The sequence below is a fragment of the Pseudomonas sp. HN11 genome (assembly GCF_021390155.1).
Classification (GTDB): Bacteria; Pseudomonadota; Gammaproteobacteria; order Pseudomonadales; family Pseudomonadaceae; genus Aquipseudomonas.
Genome location: NZ_CP089985.1, coordinates 772087 through 792319 on the forward strand (window position 1 = coordinate 772087; position 20233 = coordinate 792319).

19 protein-coding genes, 1 tRNA gene and 1 pseudogene are annotated in these 20233 nt (G+C 59.9%); 12 read left to right on the forward strand and 9 right to left on the reverse strand.

All coding sequences use genetic code 11. The annotated features are described in order from the left end of the window. Positions 1–80: 80 nt before the first annotated feature. A complete protein-coding gene (locus LVW35_RS03385; protein WP_233893725.1) occupies positions 81–401 on the reverse strand; it encodes a hypothetical protein in 321 nt (106 codons plus the stop codon). Between the two features lie 126 nt (positions 402–527). Beyond that, the gene (locus LVW35_RS03390) at positions 528–1946 is read right to left on the reverse strand and encodes a short-chain fatty acid transporter (RefSeq protein ID WP_233893726.1); all 1419 of its coding nucleotides are present in this window, start codon (positions 1944–1946) and stop codon (positions 528–530) included. 184 nt (positions 1947–2130) lie between these two features. On the opposite strand from LVW35_RS03390, the gene LVW35_RS03395 reads away from it, so the two are divergent. Continuing rightward, on the forward strand, positions 2131–3420 hold the full coding sequence (locus LVW35_RS03395; protein ID WP_233893727.1) for an MFS transporter: 1290 nt from the start codon (positions 2131–2133) through the stop codon (positions 3418–3420). A 3-nt stretch (positions 3421–3423) separates the two neighbouring features. Here LVW35_RS03395 and LVW35_RS03400 read toward each other — a convergent pair whose 3' ends face one another. After that, positions 3424–4794 carry a GntT/GntP/DsdX family permease gene (locus tag LVW35_RS03400; RefSeq protein WP_233893728.1) on the reverse strand — a complete coding sequence of 457 codons (1371 nt, stop codon included), beginning with the start codon at positions 4792–4794 and terminating at the stop codon, positions 3424–3426. Between the two features lie 191 nt (positions 4795–4985). Here LVW35_RS03400 and LVW35_RS03405 point away from each other — a divergent pair. Next, positions 4986–5111: pseudogene (locus LVW35_RS03405) on the forward strand (methyl-accepting chemotaxis protein); the annotation flags it as partial. Positions 5112–5140: 29 nt separating this feature from the next. Here LVW35_RS03405 and LVW35_RS03410 read toward each other — a convergent pair. Then, positions 5141–5950, reverse strand: coding sequence for an AraC family transcriptional regulator (locus tag LVW35_RS03410; RefSeq protein ID WP_233893729.1), 810 nt, complete (start codon positions 5948–5950; stop codon positions 5141–5143). 142 nt (positions 5951–6092) lie between these two features. On the opposite strand from LVW35_RS03410, the gene LVW35_RS03415 reads away from it, so the two are divergent. Further along, positions 6093–6431 carry a LysE family translocator gene (locus tag LVW35_RS03415; RefSeq protein WP_233893731.1) on the forward strand — a complete coding sequence of 113 codons (339 nt, stop codon included), beginning with the start codon at positions 6093–6095 and terminating at the stop codon, positions 6429–6431. 44 nt (positions 6432–6475) lie between these two features. Further along, the gene (ddlA, locus tag LVW35_RS03420) at positions 6476–7570 is read left to right on the forward strand and encodes a D-alanine--D-alanine ligase (protein WP_233893732.1); all 1095 of its coding nucleotides are present in this window, start codon (positions 6476–6478) and stop codon (positions 7568–7570) included. Between the two features lie 38 nt (positions 7571–7608). Here the strand turns inward: ddlA and LVW35_RS03425 are convergent, their stop codons facing one another. From LVW35_RS03425 to LVW35_RS03445, 5 genes are all read right to left on the reverse strand, one after another. Continuing rightward, the gene (locus LVW35_RS03425) at positions 7609–8325 is read right to left on the reverse strand and encodes a polyphenol oxidase family protein (RefSeq protein ID WP_233893733.1); all 717 of its coding nucleotides are present in this window, start codon (positions 8323–8325) and stop codon (positions 7609–7611) included. Between the two features lie 27 nt (positions 8326–8352). Further along, entirely contained in the window at positions 8353–10182 is a 1830-nt protein-coding gene (gene ggt / locus LVW35_RS03430) for a gamma-glutamyltransferase (RefSeq protein ID WP_233893734.1), read from the reverse strand. Between the two features lie 36 nt (positions 10183–10218). Then, positions 10219–10998 carry a PhzF family phenazine biosynthesis protein gene (locus tag LVW35_RS03435; protein WP_233893735.1) on the reverse strand — a complete coding sequence of 260 codons (780 nt, stop codon included), beginning with the start codon at positions 10996–10998 and terminating at the stop codon, positions 10219–10221. Positions 10999–11124: 126 nt separating this feature from the next. Beyond that, positions 11125–11201: transfer RNA gene (locus LVW35_RS03440), tRNA-Met, on the reverse strand. 237 nt (positions 11202–11438) lie between these two features. Further along, positions 11439–11990 carry an RNA polymerase sigma factor gene (locus LVW35_RS03445; protein ID WP_233893736.1) on the reverse strand — a complete coding sequence of 184 codons (552 nt, stop codon included), beginning with the start codon at positions 11988–11990 and terminating at the stop codon, positions 11439–11441. 263 nt (positions 11991–12253) lie between these two features. Between LVW35_RS03445 and LVW35_RS03450 the strand changes: the two genes are divergently transcribed. Genes LVW35_RS03450 through sctR form a run of 8 tightly spaced genes read left to right on the forward strand, consistent with a single transcriptional unit; the run spans position 12254 to position 20230 of the window. Next, positions 12254–13321 carry a TyeA family type III secretion system gatekeeper subunit gene (locus tag LVW35_RS03450; RefSeq protein WP_233893737.1) on the forward strand — a complete coding sequence of 356 codons (1068 nt, stop codon included), beginning with the start codon at positions 12254–12256 and terminating at the stop codon, positions 13319–13321. Continuing rightward, a complete protein-coding gene (gene sctV / locus LVW35_RS03455) occupies positions 13318–15411 on the forward strand; it encodes a type III secretion system export apparatus subunit SctV (protein ID WP_233893738.1) in 2094 nt (697 codons plus the stop codon). Before LVW35_RS03450 ends, sctV begins: the two co-directional genes overlap by 4 nt. A 37-nt stretch (positions 15412–15448) precedes the next feature. Beyond that, positions 15449–16348, forward strand: coding sequence for an FHA domain-containing protein (locus LVW35_RS03460; RefSeq protein WP_233896386.1), 900 nt, complete (start codon positions 15449–15451; stop codon positions 16346–16348). Beyond that, positions 16345–17703 (forward strand): FliI/YscN family ATPase, encoded by a 1359-nt coding sequence (locus LVW35_RS03465; RefSeq protein WP_326489600.1) that lies wholly within the window; start codon positions 16345–16347, stop codon positions 17701–17703. The genes LVW35_RS03460 and LVW35_RS03465 overlap by 4 nt, the downstream gene beginning before the upstream one ends. Next, complete coding sequence (gene sctO, locus LVW35_RS03470) at positions 17690–18118, forward strand: type III secretion system stalk subunit SctO (RefSeq protein WP_233893739.1); 429 nt, start codon at positions 17690–17692, stop codon at positions 18116–18118. Before LVW35_RS03465 ends, sctO begins: the two co-directional genes overlap by 14 nt. Next, positions 18115–18573, forward strand: coding sequence for a type III secretion system HrpP C-terminal domain-containing protein (locus tag LVW35_RS03475; protein WP_233893740.1), 459 nt, complete (start codon positions 18115–18117; stop codon positions 18571–18573). The genes sctO and LVW35_RS03475 overlap by 4 nt, the downstream gene beginning before the upstream one ends. Next, a complete protein-coding gene (locus LVW35_RS03480) occupies positions 18570–19580 on the forward strand; it encodes a FliM/FliN family flagellar motor switch protein (RefSeq protein ID WP_233893741.1) in 1011 nt (336 codons plus the stop codon). Before LVW35_RS03475 ends, LVW35_RS03480 begins: the two co-directional genes overlap by 4 nt. Continuing rightward, positions 19577–20230 (forward strand): type III secretion system export apparatus subunit SctR, encoded by a 654-nt coding sequence (gene sctR / locus LVW35_RS03485; protein ID WP_233893742.1) that lies wholly within the window; start codon positions 19577–19579, stop codon positions 20228–20230. Before LVW35_RS03480 ends, sctR begins: the two co-directional genes overlap by 4 nt. Positions 20231–20233: the final 3 nt, after the last annotated feature.

Below are 20233 nucleotides of genomic sequence, written 5' to 3' on the forward strand. Positions count from 1 at the left end.
TGGCGAGATGTTGCAAGATATTTCGCAGGACGGTAGCAATGCAATGTGACGGAACGAAGACAGTGATTTGGATCAGCGGATCACAGCAGGCGCAGAGCCAGTTGGCTCCCCGCGCGCAAGTACTCCACTTGGGCCATCACTGCATCCTTGACGATGGCCTCGCCCGTGTCGGTCAACTTGCCCTTCTTTGCGTCAACGACACTGGTCTGTAACAGCTGCATCGCCACGTCGATGGCTTTCTGGAAGGCGGTCACGTTGTTATGCAGGCCGAACTCCTTGATAACCGCCGCCATACGGCGGTCGGCGTCGTCGCGCAAGGTCCTGTATTCAGTGACCGACACGTTGTCGTCCTTGTAGATATCAGTGATCAGTTCTTCCAGTGATTTGGAGAGGGGCGTCATCGGATTTTCCTTGATGTCAGGTGAGGAGGAATCCGAGACAGGTTAATGAAAGGCGTTGATGGGAGGAGTCAGGGGTTGCCGTTGTCTGGAGTAAGACAACCCCACGCGATCAATCGGAAGGTGCGTTCAAGGCATGACGGGCGGCAAATACTTCAACGTCGTCCCCAACGCCCACAGCAAGAACAACACCAGCGGTGTGTGCACCAGCAACTGCACGAACGAAAACCCGATCAAATCCCGTGCCTTCAACCCCAACACCCCCAGCAACGGCAGCATATAGAACGGGTTGATCAGGTTCGGCAGCGCTTCGGCGGCGTTGTAGATCTGTACCGCCCAGCCCAGGTGGTATTGCAGGTCATTGGCCACTTGCATCACGTACGGCGCTTCGATGATCCACTTGCCCCCGCCCGACGGAATAAAGAAGCCGAGCACCGCCGAGTACACACCCATCAGCAATGCGTAGGTGTCGTGGGAGGCGATGGAGGTGAAGAAGGTCGAGATGTGGTGTGCCAGGGTCTGGCCGTCGCTGCCCTTGACCACGGTCATCAGCGCGGCAATCGAGCCGTACAGCGGGAACTGGATCAGCACGCCGGTGGTAGTCGGCACCGCACGGGCCACTGCATCGAGGAAGCTGCGCGGACGCCAGTGCAGCAGCGCGCCGGTCATGATGAACAGGAAGTTGTAGGTGTTCAGCCCAGAGATCGCGCTGATTGCCGGCTTGGTCGAGAACTCATGGAACAGCCAACCCGCCGCCAGCAACGCCAGCAGGATGGTCAGCAACGGGCTGTGCTCCAGCCACTCACCTGGGCGAGTCGGCGCTTGTATCTTGGGCAGATTGAATGCCGGGTCGACCCCGCAGGCCTTGGCATCGCGGGCACTGTTCGGGCCGGGCGCAGTGGCGTAGGCGATGATCAGCGAGACTACGATCAACGCCAGCAACATCACGCCGGATTGCCACAGGAAAATGGTGTCGGTAAACGGAATCACCCCCGTGATCGACAAAATCGACGGCGGCAGGCTGGCCGGGTTGGCCTGCAACTGCGCGGCGGACGACGACAACCCCAGCGCCCATACGGCGCCAAGCCCCAGATACGCCGCAGCACCCGCCGCGCGGTAATCCATGCGCAGATCCGTACGACGCGCCAGCGCCCGTACCAGCAAACCGCCGAATACCAGGGACAGGCCCCAGTTCAGCAAGGAGGCGACCATCGAGATCAACGCCACCCAAGCCACAGCCGAGCGACCGTTCTTCGGGATGTGTGCCAGACGGTCGATCAGTTTCACCGCCGGCGGCGAGCTGGCCACCACATAACCGCCGATGACCACAAAGGCCATCTGCATGGTGAAGGGGATCAAGCTCCAGAACCCGTCGCCAAACGCTTTGGCGGCTTCGGTCGGCGCGGCGCCCATGCCTAGGGTTGCCACGGCGACGATGATCACGGCGAGGGCGGCAAACACCCAAGAGTCGGGGAACCAGCGTTCGGCGAAGTTGGAACAGCGCAGGGCAAAGCGGGCATAGCGGCTTTCTTCGATAGCGTCGGCCACGAGTCTTTCCTCTTATAGTTATTAGGGGCAGGCAATTTCCCGGCATGTTCCGCTACGGACATTGATATGGGAATGCAGATATCTTCATCGATCCATGAGGAAAACAAATATATCTGTCGCGATTGCCATCATTGGGCTCAGCTCATAACCTGCACGCCATTTTGTTTGTCTGCCGAGCCATCACATGACTGCCACCTTTTCCTCACAGGCGCAGCGTTTTTCCCGCTCCGACTACAAAACCCTGGGCCTGGCCGCCCTGGGCGGTGCCCTGGAAATCTACGACTTCATTATCTTCGTGTTTTTCGCGCTGACCTTGAGTCAACTGTTCTTCCCGCCGGAAATGCCCGAGTGGCTGCGCCTGCTACAAAGCTTCGGCATTTTCGTGACTGGCTATCTGGCGCGCCCGTTGGGCGGCATCCTGATGGCACACTTTGCGGACCACCTGGGACGTAAGCGCGTGTTCAGCCTGAGCATCCTGATGATGGCCTTGCCTTGCCTGCTGATCGGGATCATGCCCACCTATGCGCAAATCGGGTATTTCGCCCCACTGATCCTGTTGGCGCTGCGTGTGCTGCAAGGCGCGGCGGTGGGCGGTGAAGTGCCCAGTGCCTGGACCTTCGTCGCCGAACACGCGCCGGCCAATCATCGCGGTTACGCCCTGGGCTTTCTGCAAGCCGGCCTGACCTTCGGCTACCTGCTTGGTGCACTCACTGCCACATTGCTGGCTCAAATCTTCACCCCGACCGAGATCCTCGACTACGCCTGGCGCTTGCCCTTCCTGCTTGGTGGCGTATTCGGCGTGATCGGCGTGTGGCTACGCCGCTGGCTCAGCGAAACCCCGGTGTTCCTGGAAATGCAGGCGCGCCGCCAGGCCGCTGCCGAACTGCCTTTGCGCACTGTGTTGCGTGACCATCGCGCTGTGTTGCTGCCGGCGATGATCCTCACCTGCGTGCTCACTTCCGCCGTGGTCGTGCTGGTGGTCATCACCCCGACCATGATGCAGAAAACCTTCGGCATGAGCCCCAGTCACACGTTCGCCTTGAGCGCTTTGGGTATCGTGTTTCTGAATATAGGCTGTGTGCTGGCCGGTTTGCTGGTCGACCGCATCGGCGCCTGGCGCGCGGTGCTGGTCTATAGCCTGTTGCTGCCGTTGGGGATTGCGGTACTGTACGCCAGCCTGATCAGCGGCGGTATCTGGCTGGGGGCGGCATACGCCGTAGCGGGCTTGAGTTGCGGCGTCGTGGGTGCGGTGCCGTCGGTGATGGTCGGTTTGTTTCCGGCGCAGGTTCGGGTGTCGGGGATTTCGTTTACCTACAACATTGCCTACGCATTGTGGGCGAGCACCACGCCGTTGTTGCTGATTGCATTGATGCCCACCAGTCCGTGGATTTGCGTGGGGTATTGCGTGGTGATGGGCGCGGTGGGGGTGGGGAGTGTGGCGCTGTTTGGCGAGCGCCACACCTTGGCTGCCTAGACGTTAAGTCAAGAAGTGCCAGAGCAGCAGCGTACCGATCAACCCAACTACTGAAACAATCGTCTGCAACACCGACCACACCCAGATCGTCTGCTTCAACTGCAAGCCGAAGTACTCGCGCACCATCCAGAACCCGGCATCGTTGACGTGGCAGAAGAACACCGAGCCGGCGCCAATCGCCAGTGCGACCAATGAACTCTGTGTCGCCGCGAGGCCGGCCATCATGGGTGCAAGGATGCCGGCGGTGGTGGTCGTGGCGACGGTGGCCGAGCCGGTTGCCTGGCGCAATGCTACGGCGATCAACCAGGCCAGTAGCAGGTACGGCATGTGTGCGCCTTCGGCGACCTTGCTGATGGTCTGGCTCACGCCTGCATCCAACAGGGTTTGCTTGAGGCCACCACCGGCGCCGATGGTCAGCAGCAATACGGCGATGGGGGCGAGGGCCTTGCGCAGGGTATTGCCGACTTCGGCGCGTGGCATGCCGGCTGCCCAGCCCAGGCAGATCACGGCGGCGATCACCGCCAGGCCGAGGGCGACCAATGGTTCGCCGAGGAATTTCAGGGTCAGGCCGACGGTGCTTTCTGCCGGCAATGTGACCTTGGCCAGTGTGCTGCCCAACATCAAAATCACCGGCAACAGAATGATCAGCAACGAAACGCCGAAGCTCGGCTGGCGCGGCGCCTTGGGCGGTGCGCTGAATAACGCGCCGATGTCGGCCGGTTCATCCACGCGCAGGCGCTTGGACAGCCAGTTGCCGTAGATCGGACCAGCAAGAATCACAGCCGGCACCGCCAGGCAGAAACCCAGCAACATGGTCAGGCCCAAATCGGCATGCAACGCGCTCACCGCAATCAACGGTCCTGGATGAGGTGGCATCAGGGCATGCAGGGTGGTCATACCCGCCAATGCCGGAATGGCGATTTTCAGCAACGGCTGATTCGAACGCTTGGCCATCACAAAGATGATCGGCACCATCATCACCAGGCCCACTTCGAAGAACAGCGGCAGGCCGATCACCATGGCGATCAGCGCCATTACCCAAGGCAATGACTTGCCCTTGCCCAGCCCGAGCAAGGTGGTGGCGATGCGGTCTGCTGCACCGGATTCGGCCATCAGCGCGCCGAGCATCGCGCCCAGGGCGATGATGATCCCGGCTTCACCGAGGATCGCCCCCGCGCCTTTACTGAATGCTTTTGCCACTTCTTCAGGCGGCAGGCCCGCGCCGACTCCGGCAATGAAGGTGCCGATCAGGATCGACAGGAACGGCGGCAATTTGGTCGCACTGATCAGCACGATGATGCTGGCGATGGCCAGCAATACACAGAACATAAGGCGGGTGTCGTGAACCATCCACGCGGCAGTCGATAACTCCAAAACGGGACTCCTTATCGAACAGGTTGAGAAAATTGTTTCTTTTTGTTTCCTGTTCGAAAAGCATACCCGATACGACGATGGCCAAGTGCTTATGTGCTGTTTTGGTGCGATCAGTTGTAAAGCGCCGTGGTGCCCACCGCAGAGTCGTTAGTGAATCCAAAACGGGGCTAAAGCTCTCTTCAGAAAACAGCGGCATTGCCGAGCAGACCAACCTGCTGGCGCTCAACGCGCCCATTGAAGCGGCGCGTGCAGACGAGCAGGGGCGTGGTTTTGCGGTGGTGGCCGATAAAGTGCGGCAACTGGCCTCGCGCACCAGCCGAGTGATGGGCGCCAGCTTTAAGCCTGATCAGCGCCCGAGCATCTTCACCCAGCGTGACGGTGGCATGCCGTAGGTGCTGCGAAACTGCCGCGTCATATGGCTCTGGTCGGTGAAGCCGGCGGTCATTGCCGCGTCCACCAGCGATTGGCCCTGGGCCAGCAGGCTGCGCACCAGATCCAACCGGCGCATGGTCAGGTAGCGGTAGGGGCTGGTGCCGAACAGCAAGCGAAAATCCCGCGACAAGGCCCAGCGATCGCGGCCGGCATGGTCGGCCATTTCATCCAGGGTGATGCTGCGGCCCAGGGCGCTGTGGATGAATTCACGCGCGCGCTCGGCGGCGACGTAATCGAAGGTCTTGCGGCTGATGATCCCGCCCGAAACGTTATTCAGCGCGTGGGCCAAGTCAAACAGGGCGTCCTGTTCCTGCAACGGGTCGATGGGGTTTTCCAGGTTCTGCAGCAGCACTTCGCTGGCACGGAACAGCCTGGGATCCGTGGATAAACCGGTAGGGATAAAAGGCAACGGCTTGCCGCCGAGAATCTGCTGGATCAGCGACGGTTCGACATAAATCATCCGGTACTTGAAACCCTCGTCGCTGCCGGCGTGGCCGTCGTGGGTCTCATCGGGGTGAAGGACCATGGTGGTGCCTGGCAGGCTGTGGACCATGTCGCCGCGGTAGTGAAAACTTTGTACGCCAGTCAAGGTGCGCCCGATGGCGTAGGTGTCATGGCGATGCGGGTCGAAGGCGAAGCCGGCAAAGTACGCCTCGATGCGATCCAGGCCGCTGGCATGCGGGGCGCGGTGCAGCCAGTCGAGGGTAACGGTGGGTTTGCCCATGGTGGTGTGTCACAGAAAAAGAGAGGGAAGTACGTTAACCCAGTCTGGCGCGGGTTGTCTGCCGAGGTCTTGTACGATTGTGCAGGGCGGGGTCGAGGCCTATGATCGCTGTTTGTGCCTTGCGCTGATGGAGCGGCCTCCCATGGACATTTTCAACCCCATCTACGTGGCGCATCTGGTTTCGCTGGCCCTGCTATGGACGGTGGCGGTGGTGACACCAGGCCCCAATTTTTTCAATACGGCGCAATTAGCCGCCAGTTGCTCGCGCCGCCATGGCGTTGTGGCGTCGGCCGGTGTAGCTACGGGTACCATTATGTGGGGACTGGCCGGTGGCCTGGGCATCAAGTCGTTGTTTACGGCGGCACCGATGTTGTACCAGGCGTTCAAGATCATCGGCGGCTGCCGCTCGCGCAAGTGGCTCGACCGCTTTGCCGGTGGCTGCTACGTGCTGTTTGGCGCACATCTGGTGGCGAATCGCTGATCGCTCGTGGTAAGAAGCCTTACTTTCAACAGTGAGGCCGGGTCATGAGCAAGGTGCGGGTAGGGATTATTTTTGGAGGCCGTTCGGCTGAGCATGAGGTCTCGCTGCAATCGGCGCGCAACATCGTCGACGCCCTCGACCGTTCGCGCTTTGAGCCCGTGCTGATCGGTATCGACAAGGCCGGTCACTGGCACCTCAACGACACTTCGAACTTCCTCACAAACCAGGAAAACCCGGCGCTGATCGCCCTCAACCAGTCCAACCGCGAATTGGCCGTGGTGCCCGGCAAGGCCAGCCAGCAATTGGTGGAAACTTCGGGCTCTGGGCTGCTGGAGCACGTCGATGTGATTTTCCCCATCGTCCACGGCACCCTCGGCGAAGACGGTTGCCTGCAAGGTTTGCTGCGTATGGCCGACTTGCCCTTCGTTGGCTCCGACGTGCTTGGCTCGGCGGTGTGCATGGACAAAGACATCAGCAAGCGCCTGCTGCGTGACGCCGGTATTGCTGTGACCCCGTTCATTACCCTGACCCGTGCCAACGCCGCGCGTATATCTTTCGACACGACAGTGAGCAAGCTCGGCCTGCCGATGTTCGTCAAACCCGCCAACCAAGGCTCCTCGGTGGGGGTGAGCAAAGTCGGTGATGAGGCCGAGTATCACGCAGCTGTCGAGCTGGCCCTGGGCTTTGATGAAAAGGTGTTGGTGGAGTCCGCGGTAAAGGGCCGTGAAATAGAATGTGCCGTGCTGGGCAACGAAAACCCCATCGCCAGCGGTTGTGGCGAGATCGTGGTGAGCAGCGGTTTCTATTCCTACGATAGCAAATACATCGACGCCCAGGCCGCCCAAGTGGTGGTGCCGGCGGACATCAGCCAGGAAGCCAGCGAGCGCATTCGCCGCCTGGCCATCGAAGCGTTTGAGGTGTTGGGCTGCGCAGGGCTGGCGCGGGTGGATGTGTTCCTGACGCCGGACGGCGAAGTCCTGATCAACGAGATCAACTCACTGCCCGGTTTTACCCGCATCAGCATGTACCCCAAGCTGTGGCAGGCGGCCGGCATGAGCTACAGCGAGCTGGTGAGCCGGTTGATTGAGTTGGCGCTGGAGCGACATGCGGGGCGCAAGGGGTTGAAGGTCAGTCGGTGATTGCTGGTGGCCCTCTCTACAAAAGTACGGCCTGTTCATCAGGTCGTACGAGCAATCCACGAATAGATCAACGTCCTGTTCTCCGCCGGGTGATGCGTCCTCCTGCGATAGCTGGCAAACATCGGCGAGGTGCAGTAGGTGCACACGTCACTCACCTCGATATGCTCGCGCTTGACCCCCGCCGCGTGCAACAACAGCAGCCCATACCTGCTCAAATCAAACCAGGCACTTCCCGTTTGCCTGGCGTGGGGCGCTGGAATGTGCGGGGGCTGTAGAGGCGCCGGTTGCTCAACGTTCCAGGGCGTCAGGCCGTGCTGCCACAGGTGGCCTTGATCGGCCTGGATCTCGGCAATAAACGCTGCGCTCACCTCATAGCAGCACGGTTTGATCGACGGCCCGATCGCCACCCGCATTTGGTCCAAGGTAATGCCTTCATCTATGAAGCGCTGCACGGCATTGCCGATGATGCCTCGCTGCAAACCCTTCCAGCCGCCATGAATGGCCGCTACCCACTCACCGCCTGCGATCAGAATGGGCAAGCAATCTGCCGTGATGACCGCAATCGGTTGCCCGCTCCGGGTGAACACCCCATCGGCCTCAATCGTATTGGCCAACTGACCCGGCTGCCACTCGATCATCGCCGCGCTGTGCACTTGTTTGCAAATGAATACGTCCTCGGGTCGCAGCGGATCATCAATCGAGCAAAAACCGTGATCGACGCCGGGGAGGGCATTGAGGTTATGGGCTTTGTGCACCGTGCATTCTCCTTTGATCAAAACACCTTAATCACCCAGCGCCTCACCTTCACGCCGTGGGTCAGCACCGCCGCTCAGTGTCACCTTGCCCTGGGCATCCCGTGTGCGGACGATGGCCTGCACACCGCTGGTCATATCGATCTCGCTCAGGGCATGGCCCTTGTCCTTGAGCGCTTGTTTGAGTGCAGGGCTGAACAGGCCGGTTTCCAACTCAGTGGCGCCATTGCGGCTGCCGAAATTCGGCAGGCTGATGGCCGCTTGCGGGTCGAGCTTCCAGTCGAGCATGGCCACCAGGGATTTGCTCACGTATTCGATGATCTGCGAGCCGCCCGGGGAGCCCACGGTGGCCAGCAATTCACCACTGTTGCGGTCGAACACCAGGGTCGGAGCCATGGCCGAACGCGGGCGCTTGCCGGGTTGTACGCGGTTGGCCACAGGCTGACCGTTTTCTTCGGGGATGAACGAGAAGTCGGTCATCTGGTTGTTGAGCAAAAAGCCCTGGACCATCACGTGGGAGCCGAACGCTGCTTCCACTGTGGTGGTCATCGACACCGCGCCACCCTGGTCGTCCACCGCCACCACTTGCGAGGTGGAGATGCGCAGCGGCGAGCGATCCGGTGCATACGCCACTTGAACGCCCGTCGGCTGGCCAGGCTTGGCGATCCCCATGCTGCGCTCGCCGATCAGCGTGGCGCGCTGGGCCAGGTAGTTGGGTGCGACAAGGCCGGCAACCGGCACGGGGGTGAAGTCTGCATCGGCCACATACAGGGCGCGATCGGCAAAGGCCAGGCGCCCGGCTTCGGCGATCAGGTGTACGGCCTCGGGCGTCGGTTCAAGCCCGGCCGGCGAAGTACTCTTGTTCGGGGTCATCGGCGTGATCGCCAGGCGCGGGTCGCGGGTCTGGAGCGCCTGCAAGGTGCCAAGGATCTGCGCCACGGCAATCCCGCCAGAGGAGGGCGGCGGCATCCCGCAGATTTTCCATTGTTTGTAGTCGGTGCACAGGGGAGCGCGTTCCTTGGCGCTGTAGCCCTTGAGGTCGGCTGCGGACAAGCTGCCGGCATTGTGATTGCCCTGCACCTTGCGTGCGATCTCATCGGCAATCGACCCGTGGTACAACGCATCCGGCCCTTCCTTGGCGATGCGTTTGAACACCGCAGCCAGCGCCGGGTTTTTCAACAGCGTGCCGGTGGCTTTGGGCGAGCCATCGGCATTCAGGAAGTACGCCGCCATCTCGGGCGATTGCGCGATAAAGCGATCCGCCGCGATCAAGCTGTGCAAGCGCGGTGAAATGGCAAAGCCCTGCTCCGACAGGCGGATCGCCGGCTCGAACAGCTTGGCCCATTGCAGATGGCCGCTCTTCTTGTGCGCCATCTCCAAGGCGCGCAATACGCCGGGCGTGCCCACGGAGCGCCCACCCATCTGCGCATCGGTGAACGCCATAGGCGTGCCGTCGGCCTTCAGGAACAAGCGCTCGGTCGCCCCCGCCGGTGCAGTCTCGCGGCCATCGTAGGCCTGCACGTTTTTGCCATCCCACAGCATGATGAACGCACCGCCACCAATGCCGGAAGACTGTGGCTCCACCAGAGTCAGCACCGCTTGCATCGCAATCGCCGCGTCGATGGCCGAGCCGCCTTGGCGCAACATCTCGCGTCCGGCTTCGGCAGCCAGCGGATTGGCGGCGGCGGCCATATGGCGCTCGGCGTGGCGGGTACTCAGGTCAGTGCGATAGCCCGAACCCAGCTCCGGTGCCGGTGGTTGTTCGGTGACAGACGTGTGGCAGGCCGCAAGGGCCAGGGCTGCTGTGATGGCCGTCAACTGACGGCGGGAAGTCAAAAACACGCGCTGAACTCCGTTCATTTTGAGAATGATCTGTTGTCCTTCGGGAATTGCGTTTTACAGATAAATCGTGCCTTGCATGTACAGCACCGCCTTGCCGGAGATAATCACGCGGTCGCCCTTGAGTTCACAGCGCAACTGGCCCTTGCGCTGGCCGCCTTGCTCGGCGGTCAGTTGCAACTTGCCCAGGCGCTCGGCCCAGAACGGTGCCAGCGAGGTGTGCGCCGAGCCGGTGACCGGGTCTTCATTGACCCCCACATTCGGGCCGAACCAGCGTGAGACAAAATCAAACTGTGTGCTTTTGGCAGTGACTGCAATCCCACGTTTGGGCAGGCCCTTGAGCCGTGCGAAATCCGGTGTCAGTGCCGCCACCTGCGCTTCATTTTCCACCAGCACGATGTAGTCATCGGTGCCAAACACCTCAGCAGTTTCAATGCCCAGTGCGCTCAACATTCCAGCCGATGGCTCGCAGCGTTGGGGCTGTTTGGCCGGGAAATCCATCGCCAACTCATCGCCATTGCGCGTCACCCGCAACTCGCCGCTACGCGTGGCAACGCGCAGCACTTGTGGCGCATCGGCCAGCATATGAATCAATACCCAGGCCGCCGCCAACGTGGCATGGCCGCACAGGTCCACCTCAACTTCGGGGGTGAGCCAGCGCAGCTCGTAGAACTCGCCACGGGGTACAAAAAACGCGGTTTCCGAGAGGTTGTTTTCAGCCGCGATACTCTGCAGTTGCTCGTCGGGCAACCATTCGATGAGCGGGCACACCGCCGCTGGGTTGCCGCCGAAGGGGTGTTGGCTGAAAGCGTCGACTTGGTAGATGTCCAGTTTCATCGGGGCACTCCGCATTTTAGGGAGGCTGGACACTAACAGTGGGGGTGAGGGGCGTCAAAATACAGTTGGGGAGTTTTTAAGCGCATAAAAAAACGGCCTACCTCTCGGTAAGCCGTTTTTAATACTTGGTGGCTACACAGGGACTTGAACCCCGGACCCCAGCATTATGAATGCTATGCTCTAACCAACTGAGCTATGTAGCCAAGTGGCGCGCATTATTCGCTCGGAACGGCAATGCGTCAAGTCTTTTTGTTGAGTTTTTTCTACGCTTTCAACCGTTTAACCGAAAACGCTGCTTTGGGTGACAGGCGGCAGGAAGGGGCGCTCGCGGATGCGCTCTGTAGCGGTGGGCAGATGCAGAGTATTGGCGTCTTTCAGGCCAAGTCTGACAGTGTTGGGCAGATATCCCTGTCGCCCAACGCTTGCCCGGCTAATTCAGCTTACCGATGCTGAGGAGGGTGGGTCACGCGCTTAAGCTGTTCGCGTGCCCGTGAAAGGCGCGAGCGCACGGTGCCGATAGGGATGTCCAGTACGTCGGCGGTGTCCTGATAGCTACCGTCGGTTTCCAGTGAGGCGTACAGCGTCTTGCGCATTTCGGTCGGCAAGTGATCGATAGCGCTCAGGGTATTTTCCAGGCGCCGGTTGATCTCAAACTCCCAATCCAGACTGTGGGTTTCTTCCTGCCCATGCCACAGCGACTCATCGAATTCGCAATGTGCGGGTTTGGCATACAGGCGCCGAAAGTGATTGCGGATCAGGTTCTGCGCAATGCCGCACATCCAGGTGCTGAGCGTTGCGGTGCCGCTGAAACGTTCGCGATTACGCCAGGCTTCCAGGTAGGTCAGTTGCAAAAGATCATCCGCATCTTCCGGGTTAAGCACGCGTTTATGAATAAAGCGACGAAGTTTTTTCTGTTGATCGTCTGTCAGGTGAAGCATGAATTGAGGCGAATTGCCACCAAGGTGAACTAAGGCTTCAATAGGAATATTCATGATTTTTTCCTTAAGGTAGACGCAGTCGAAACGTATCGACAGGAACCCGATTGCACTGCTTGTGCCAAATGGAAAAAATCATGTAACTGCTTAATTTATATATATAAATATCTTGAATTGATGCTTTTCTACGCAGGCTTTTGCACATGAGGATTAGAAGCCCGTGCAAGTATTTTCAAAAGTGGCGTCGTCTCGAATTTCAATGGAACCGTTTGGGTAGTCTTTGCCACACAGAGACACACTCTTCCTGAACTGGCCTGTCCATGAAAGTCGAATCGCACAACGATGTGCCAACGGTCCAACGCCTGGATCAACCTGTTATCAGCAATACTGCCGAGCCTGCGCCTGCGAAGGGTGTTGATGAAAAACTGGCCCAACTGTTCAATCAGGAAGTAGAGCTCAATAAACTCCCGCTGGCCCAGCGGCAGATGGGCTTGCACGTGCCTGCTGCGGAACAACTGGTGCAGCTTTATGAACAGTTGGGTCATCCGGCCCAGGCGAGCATGGCCTCGGTTTCTCGCCGCATCAGGATGCAGTTACTGCGAAACGCCAGCGTCGATAAATTGCTTGACCTCACAGGCGGCGACCCGGCGCGTGCGTTCGTGGTCCTCAAGCACATGGCAAGCCAGGCGGACGCTGAACTGCGTAAATCCGAGGCTGCCTTGGCCCGCGCAGCCATTGCCAAATTCGAGGCGCGTTTCAAAAGAGAAATCCAGGCTGGCCTGAACATTGCCGTAGCATTGCAAGCAGCTGGCGCGGACCCGCAGGAACGCCAGGCGCTCCGTGCGCTCTACTATGCCAGCGTGGTCACGCGCCAATCGCTGGCGACCATGATGCAGGCCCTGCTGGGCGTATACGGCGGCGAGCGCTTCTATGAAGGGCTCAATGTGATGCGTAAAGCCTTGGCAGACGATATCGCGGCCCGGGTGTCATCGATGCCCACCCCACTGTTGCGCTCTTTGCTGCTGGGCCTGCGAAGTTGTGGGCAGTTAGGTACGGTGTTGGCCGATTGCATGGCGTTCAACCTGCGACTGGGCATCGATCAGGACGCCGTTTCCTTGCTGCAGCGCCTGCTCGGATACGCCGACAGCGGTATCGACGCCGAGGAAATCCTGCGGTTGGGGAATGAGATGGGGAGTGGTTCGCCCTCCAGGCAACTGGCAGCTCTCAACGCGCTTTACCCTCTTATCCGGCAGTTACCGTTGGCCTTATGGGCTGACAATAGAGCCCGTGAGGAAACCTTGTTCAGCTTTGTAGTGGTGATGGACGAGCTGAACCGGATCGACGGTGGTACCCAACGTTTTCCTGAGTTGGCCGGGGCTATGACGTGATCCTGCTGTCGACCATCAACGGCTTGCTGCTCAAAGTGGCACAGCGCGCCGAAGTGCTGGGCGCCGTAGTGGTCATGGCCATTGTCTTTATCTTTATCGTGCCACTGCCGACCTGGCTGGTAGATATCCTCATTGCTCTCAATATCTGCATATCTTGCCTGTTGATCGTACTGGCGCTTTATCTACCAGGCCCTCTGGCGTTTTCGTCGTTCCCATCGATCCTGTTGCTGACCACCATGTTTCGTTTGGCGCTGTCGATTGCGACCACGCGCTTGATCCTGCTGGAACAGGACGCCGGTGACATCGTCGAGGCTTTCGGCAATTTTGTGGTGGGGGGAAACCTGGCGGTAGGGATGGTGATCTTTCTGATCCTGACCCTGGTCAACTTCCTGGTGATCACCAAGGGCTCGGAGCGGGTCGCCGAGGTGGCGGCGCGGTTCAGCCTGGATGCGATGCCGGGCAAACAGATGTCTATCGATAGTGATCTGCGTGCGGGGCTGATTGACGGCATGCAAGCGAGGGACAAACGTGAGCAGTTGTCGCGTGAGAGCCAACTGTTCGGGGCCATGGATGGGGCCATGAAGTTCGTCAAGGGCGACGCCATCGCCGGCTTGATCATCGTCGTGGTCAACCTGTTGGGCGGCTTCTCCACAGGAATGTTCCAGCACGGCTTGAGCGCGGGCGATTCGATGGCGTTGTATTCGGTACTGACGATCGGCGATGGCCTGATTGCACAGATTCCGGCGCTGCTGATCTCTTTGACTGCGGGCATGATCATCACCCGTGTTGCGCCGGATGGACGCAAAGGCGTCAGTAACATGGGCGTCGAAATTGCCCGGCAAATGACCAGCGAGCCCAAGAGCTGGGTGATTGCCTCGGTGGGAATGCTTGCGTTTGCCGCTGTCCCTGGTATGCCTACCCTGGTATTTATCCTGATCGCGCTGATCACCGGCAGCGTGGGTTACTACCTGGTGCGGCAGCGTCAACACCAGGCAGAGCCTTCCAGGGAGGCCGCCGAAGTCGTTCGCCCTGAAGAGAACGGTAAAGAGGACTTGCGCGGCTTTGACCCGTCGCGCCCTTACCTGTTGCAGTTTTCCCCTGTTCTGCGTGGTACGCCTGAAGTGACGAATCTGATTCACGGGATTCGCCAGGCGCGAAATTCGCTGGTCGCCAATATTGGCCTGACATTGCCGCCGTTCGAAGTCGAGCTCGATGACTCCCTGGCCCCCGATGAGATGCGCTTTTGTGTGCATGAAGTCCCCATGGTGAGGGCGTCAGTGGTCAACTATGTGGCCGTTGAGCGCATGGCGTTTGAGGTTGAACCTGAGCACGCCATCGCCGGGTTGGTTGAGCGCGATGAACAGGATTGGCTCTGGTTGGCCCCTGACGATCCGCTGCTTGATGATCCGCAACTGGAGCGCTTCACCGCCACGAGCCTTATCCTGGAGCGTATGAGGAAGGCGATGATGCTCAGCGGGCCACAGTTCCTGGGCATTCAGGAGAGCAAGTCGATCCTGAGTTGGCTTGAGCATAATCAGCCGGAACTGGTGCAGGAACTGCAGCGCATCATGCCGCTGTCGCGTTTTTCTGCGGTGTTGCAACGCCTGGCCAGTGAAGGTGTCCCCCTGCGGGCGGTGCGCCTGATTGTCGAATCGCTGATCGAGTACGGACAGCATGAGCGTGAGCCGGAAGCCCTGGCCGACTATGCACGCATTGCTCTCAAGGCGCAGATCTATCACCAGTACAGCGAGGCCGACGGCCTGCATGCCTGGCTGTTGTCTGCGCAAAGCGAAAACATCCTGCGCGAAGCCCTGCGCCAGACCCAGACCGGGGTGTTCTTCGCGTTGGACCAGGAACACAGCGCGGCGTTTATCAGCCTGCTCAATCAGGCCTTTACCTTGAGGGCCAAGAGCAAAAGCGTGATGTTGGTGGCGCAGGACTTGCGCAGCCCCTTGCGGACTTTATTGCTCGAAGAATTCAACCATGTACCAGTGCTGTCTTTCGCTGAGTTGGGAAGCACGTCCAAGGTCAAGGTATTGGGGCGCATTGACCTCGGTCAGGAAGCATTGATGCGTGGCGCAGCGGCATGATTTCGCAGCTATGGACAGTACGAAGGAGGGCTCGATGATGTATGAGTTACGCGTGCTTGATGGGCTGCGCCAGGGCGCTGCGTTGCCGTTGTTCGGCGAACGATGGAGCATCGGTGCCCAGGCGGACGCTGACCTGGTGCTGAGCGATCCTGGGGTCGCCGAGCATCATGCCCTGCTGCAATTTTCCGACGCTAATTGGTCGGTGCAGGCCCAGGCGCAGCTGGTGTACGGGGCTGATGGCCAGGCCCTGGCGCAGATCCCGAGCCTGGCGTTGAACACGACCTTTCTGGTGGGCAGCGTGAGATTGTGCGTCACCTTGGCAGATCATCCATGGCCTGAGCCTGAGGCCCCGGTATCTGCAGCATTCCCATCACCGGAACGACCTGTGCAGACACTGCGGTTATCGTCCATCTCACACTCGCAGCAGAAGCGGTTGATCAGCCTGATGCTGGTGGTGGCGGTAGTCATCGCAGTGGTGGGCATGGTTTCGACAGGGGAACATGACGCGCAGGCTTCCCTGATGCCACCGGTGATTGGCAAACACGAATTGGCCTCACCGTTTGATGTGCGTCAGCAGTTGTTGAAAATGCTCGGCGAGCGTGAGCTGAGCCAACGGATCGACTTGCAAGTCATCAACGGTCAAGTCGTGCTCAACGGCGATGTTTCCCAGGACGACGTGGAGCTGGTGTCGCGGATGCTCAGCCGCTTTGGTGAGCAATTCGAAAGTATGGTGCCGGTGATCAGTCGTGTACGTGTGCGAGATGACGCCTTGCCGTTCAGGATCGTGCAGATTGTCGGCGGACCTAACGGTCATGTGGTTCTGGAAGAGGGTAGCCGACTCTTTTTGGGGGATCAGGTGGACGGGTTGCGCCTGGTGCTGATCGACAACAGCAAAGTGGTTTTTGATGGCACACGGCGTTATGAGGTGCGCTGGTGAGTTCATCCGTGCAAGCGCGTCTGGACGCCTGGCAGCAACGCCAGGCCCAGGCGCTTGGCAGCTTTGCGCCGGTGGCCATGCGCGGGCGAATCCAGCGCGTCAACGGCATGCTGCTGCAGTGCCGGCTGCCTCAGGCGCGTATCGGTGACTTGTGCCAGGTGGAAAAAGGTCCGGGTGACTGCATGCTCGCTGAAATCATCGGTTTTGATCAGCAGGACGCGGTGCTCAGTGCCCTTGGGAACCTGGAAGGCGTGCGCGTGGGTGCGCCGGTTGAGCGCCTGGGCGTGTCGCATAGGGTGCAGGTCAGCGACGCGCTCTTGGGTCAGGTTCTGGATGGTTTCGGGAGGCCGATTACGGGCCAGGGTGCCAGCGCATTTGTCGAATCCGAACTGCCGGATACCAGCCCGGTGTTATGTGAAGCGCCCTTGCCCACCGAGCGGCCGCGTATCAACCGTGCGCTGGCCACCGGGGTACGGTCCATCGACGGATTGATGACGCTCGGTGAAGGCCAGCGCGTCGGTCTGTTCGCCGGGGCCGGTTGTGGCAAAACCACCTTGTTGGCCGAGATCGCCCGTAATGTCGAGTGCGATGTCATCGTGTTCGGTTTGATCGGTGAGCGGGGGCGCGAGCTGCGTGAGTTTCTCGACCATGAGCTTGATGAGCAACTGCGCTCTAAAGCGGTACTGGTGTGTGCCACATCTGATCGCTCCAGCATGGAACGTGCCCGCGCCGCCTTTACCGCCACAGCACTGGCTGAAGGTTTTCGGCGCAAGGGCCAACGGGTGTTGCTGCTGATTGATTCCCTGACCCGTTTCGCCAGGGCCCAGCGTGAAATCGGCCTGGCTGCCGGCGAACCCCTGGGGCGCGGAGGCCTGCCGCCTTCGGTGTACAGCTTGCTGCCGCGCTTGGTGGAGCGCGCCGGGTTGACCCGTGACGGGGTGATCACAGCGATCTACACAGTGCTGATTGAGCAGGACTCCATGAACGACCCCGTGGCCGATGAAGTACGTTCATTGCTCGACGGCCATATCGTGCTGTCGCGCAAATTGGCTGAGCGTGGGCACTATCCGGCGGTGGATGTGTTGGCGAGCCTTTCACGAATATTGAGCAACGTCGCGGCGCCTGAGGATATTCAAGCGGGCACGGCGTTGCGACGGTTGTTATCGGCGTACCAGCAGATCGAGTTGATGCTCAAACTGGGCGAGTACCAGCCTGGCAGCGATGAGTTGACGGACCTGGCCGTGAACAGTCGCCAAGCGGTGGATGGGTTCCTGCGCCAGGATTTGCGTGAGCCTACCCCGATGGCCGTCACGCTGGAGCAACTCAAGGAGCTGACCACCCATGTCCCATTCTGATGTGCTGCTCGGTGAAGTGCAGATGCTGCGACGCCTGCGCAGGCACAGGGCTGATCGGGCCGAGCGTGCCCTGCGTGAGGCCAAGCGTGCGCAGCAGGCCCTGCTTGCGCATATCCAGCAGGCCCAGGCTGCGCTTGAACACACTCGGCAGGAGGAAGCCCGGCAATGTGCTCAGTTGCTCAGTCAGCATCAGGGCCAGGTATTGACCTTGAAAGGCTTGAAATCCTGGAGTGCACAGGAGCGCAGTTTATCCGCCAGCACCCAGCGCGAAGAGGGCCAGCTTGAGGCGCTGCGCAACCAACGGCAAGAAAAGGAAAACCACGTTGGTAGTGCCCAGAGGCACGCCACCGAATGCCTGCGACAGGTGGAAAAGCTGCAGGAGTTGTCACTGTTGCTGGCACAGGAGCCGATATGACCAAAGTTGTAAATAAACCCACTGAGCGTCCACGCCTGCGTGAGCCACGGGAGGAGCGTGAACCAGGAGCTGCAGGCGTAGTGCCCTGGGAGCAAGGACGACTGTTTGCGCAGTTGTTTGCCAATGATGGCGACGGCGTCGGGACGGGGGCCTCCTTGCCGGGGAAAAAAACAGCGACCGGTATCGCCATGATCGAGGCGCTGGCCGAACAGATCACCCCTCGTGTGCTGGCCGGCTCTCAGTGGCCGTTGCAGGCAGTGTTGTACTTGCCACGCCTGGGACGGATCAACGCCAGCGTGCGCCGAGAGCAGAGCGGTTGGGCCATTGAACTGGAAGCGGAACATGACGCCACGGCCCGCTGGCTCAGTGGCGTACGGCAACAGTGTGAGGACCGTTTTACGCAAGCGCTGGGGCTGCCGGTCAGCCTGCTTCTGCCAAGCGTCGGCAACCCATGATCGTACCGCTATTGACATTACCTTCGATCAAGAACGACGAGGTTGCCGCACGCCGCCAGCTGGGCCGCGGCCTGTACCTGCCGTTCCATGTTGCGGGTCAGGCCGGTGAGTTGCGGCTTGAGCCTGGACGTCCGCCAGTTGGCGGTGACGTGGTGTGTTTCGACACGCAGTGCGGCGTGCTGGCGCTCGCCAAGGCGGGGCCGTTGCTTAGCCTGCTGGGCGAATGTCCGGTGACCCTTGGAGCCGACAACGAACCGGACTCCTGGTTCTGGACGTTGTTCCAGTATTACCTGAGCTCCGAAGTGCGAGCGCTGTTGGGCTATGTGCGATTGCTACACACCGGGCGACCAAAGGGCTTTGGCTGTCGCCTCACCGTGACCCTGGGGGCATCGTGGGTTGAGGGATATGTGTGGTTGAGCACCGAAAGCTTTTTGGCGTTGTACGAGGCGGGGGCTTGGCGGGCCACGGCTGCGCCGCTGCCGTTGTCGTTTCAACTGGCAATTGCCGTGACCCTTGGGCGGTTGCGGTTACCGATTGTACAGGCCGGCAGTCTGCGAGCTGGTGATGTGCTGGTGCTTGAACAGACCTTTTTCCAGGCCCGGGGCAGCGGCTATGTGTCGGTCGGCAGAGAGCGCCTGCATGGCGACATTGACGATGACACTGGGTGGTTACGTTTCACTCTTACTTCTATCGAGGACATGTCTGTGGACGAAGATTTAGCTGTACCTCATCACTCGGGGCATGAAGACGATGAACCCGTAATGGACGTATTCGGTCACGAGCCGTTCGATGAATTGAGCATGACGCTGAGCGTACGCTGCGGAACACTGAACCTGACCCTGGGGGAGTTGCGTAACCTCGTGCCCGGCTCGGTACTGGGCATTACCGGTTTTACCCCAGGCATGGCGGGTCTGTTTTATGGCGATCGGCCCATCGGCCAGGGGCAGTTGGTGGAAGTTGACGGGCGCCTGGGGTTGCAGTTGTCCCGAGTGGTGTTCGGTCGATGATACTTCAAGGGCTGGACCCGATAGTCCTGGCGATATTTCTGGGCGCGCTGTCGTTGATGCCCATGCTGTTGGTGGTCTGCACAGCCTACTTGAAAATCGTGATTGTGCTGATGATTACCCGCAATGCCATCGGCGTACAGCAGGTACCTCCGAGCATGGCCATCAACGGAATCGCTCTGGCGGCCTCCTTGTTCATCATGGCGCCGGTGGGGTATGAAATCGCCGAGAATATCAAGGCTTCGCCTCTGGACATGAGCAACGTGCAAACGTTTCTGAATACCGGCAATGAGGCCATCAACCCCTTGCGTGCATTCATGCTGCGTAATGTGGACCCGGATGTGCTGACCCATCTGCTGGACAACACCGCACGTCTGTGGCCTGCGAAAATGGCTCAGGAGGTACAGCGTGAAGATCTTATCCTGCTGATCCCGGCGTTTGTGCTTTCGCAATTGCAGGCGGGGTTCGAGATCGGTTTCTTGATCTACATCCCTTTCATTGTGATCGACCTTATTGTTTCCAACCTGTTGCTGGCGCTGGGTATGCAGATGGTCTCGCCGATGACCATTTCCCTACCGCTCAAGCTGCTGCTGTTCGTGCTGGTGTCTGGCTGGTCGCGGTTGCTCGACAGCCTGTTCCTTTCCTATCTCTGAGTG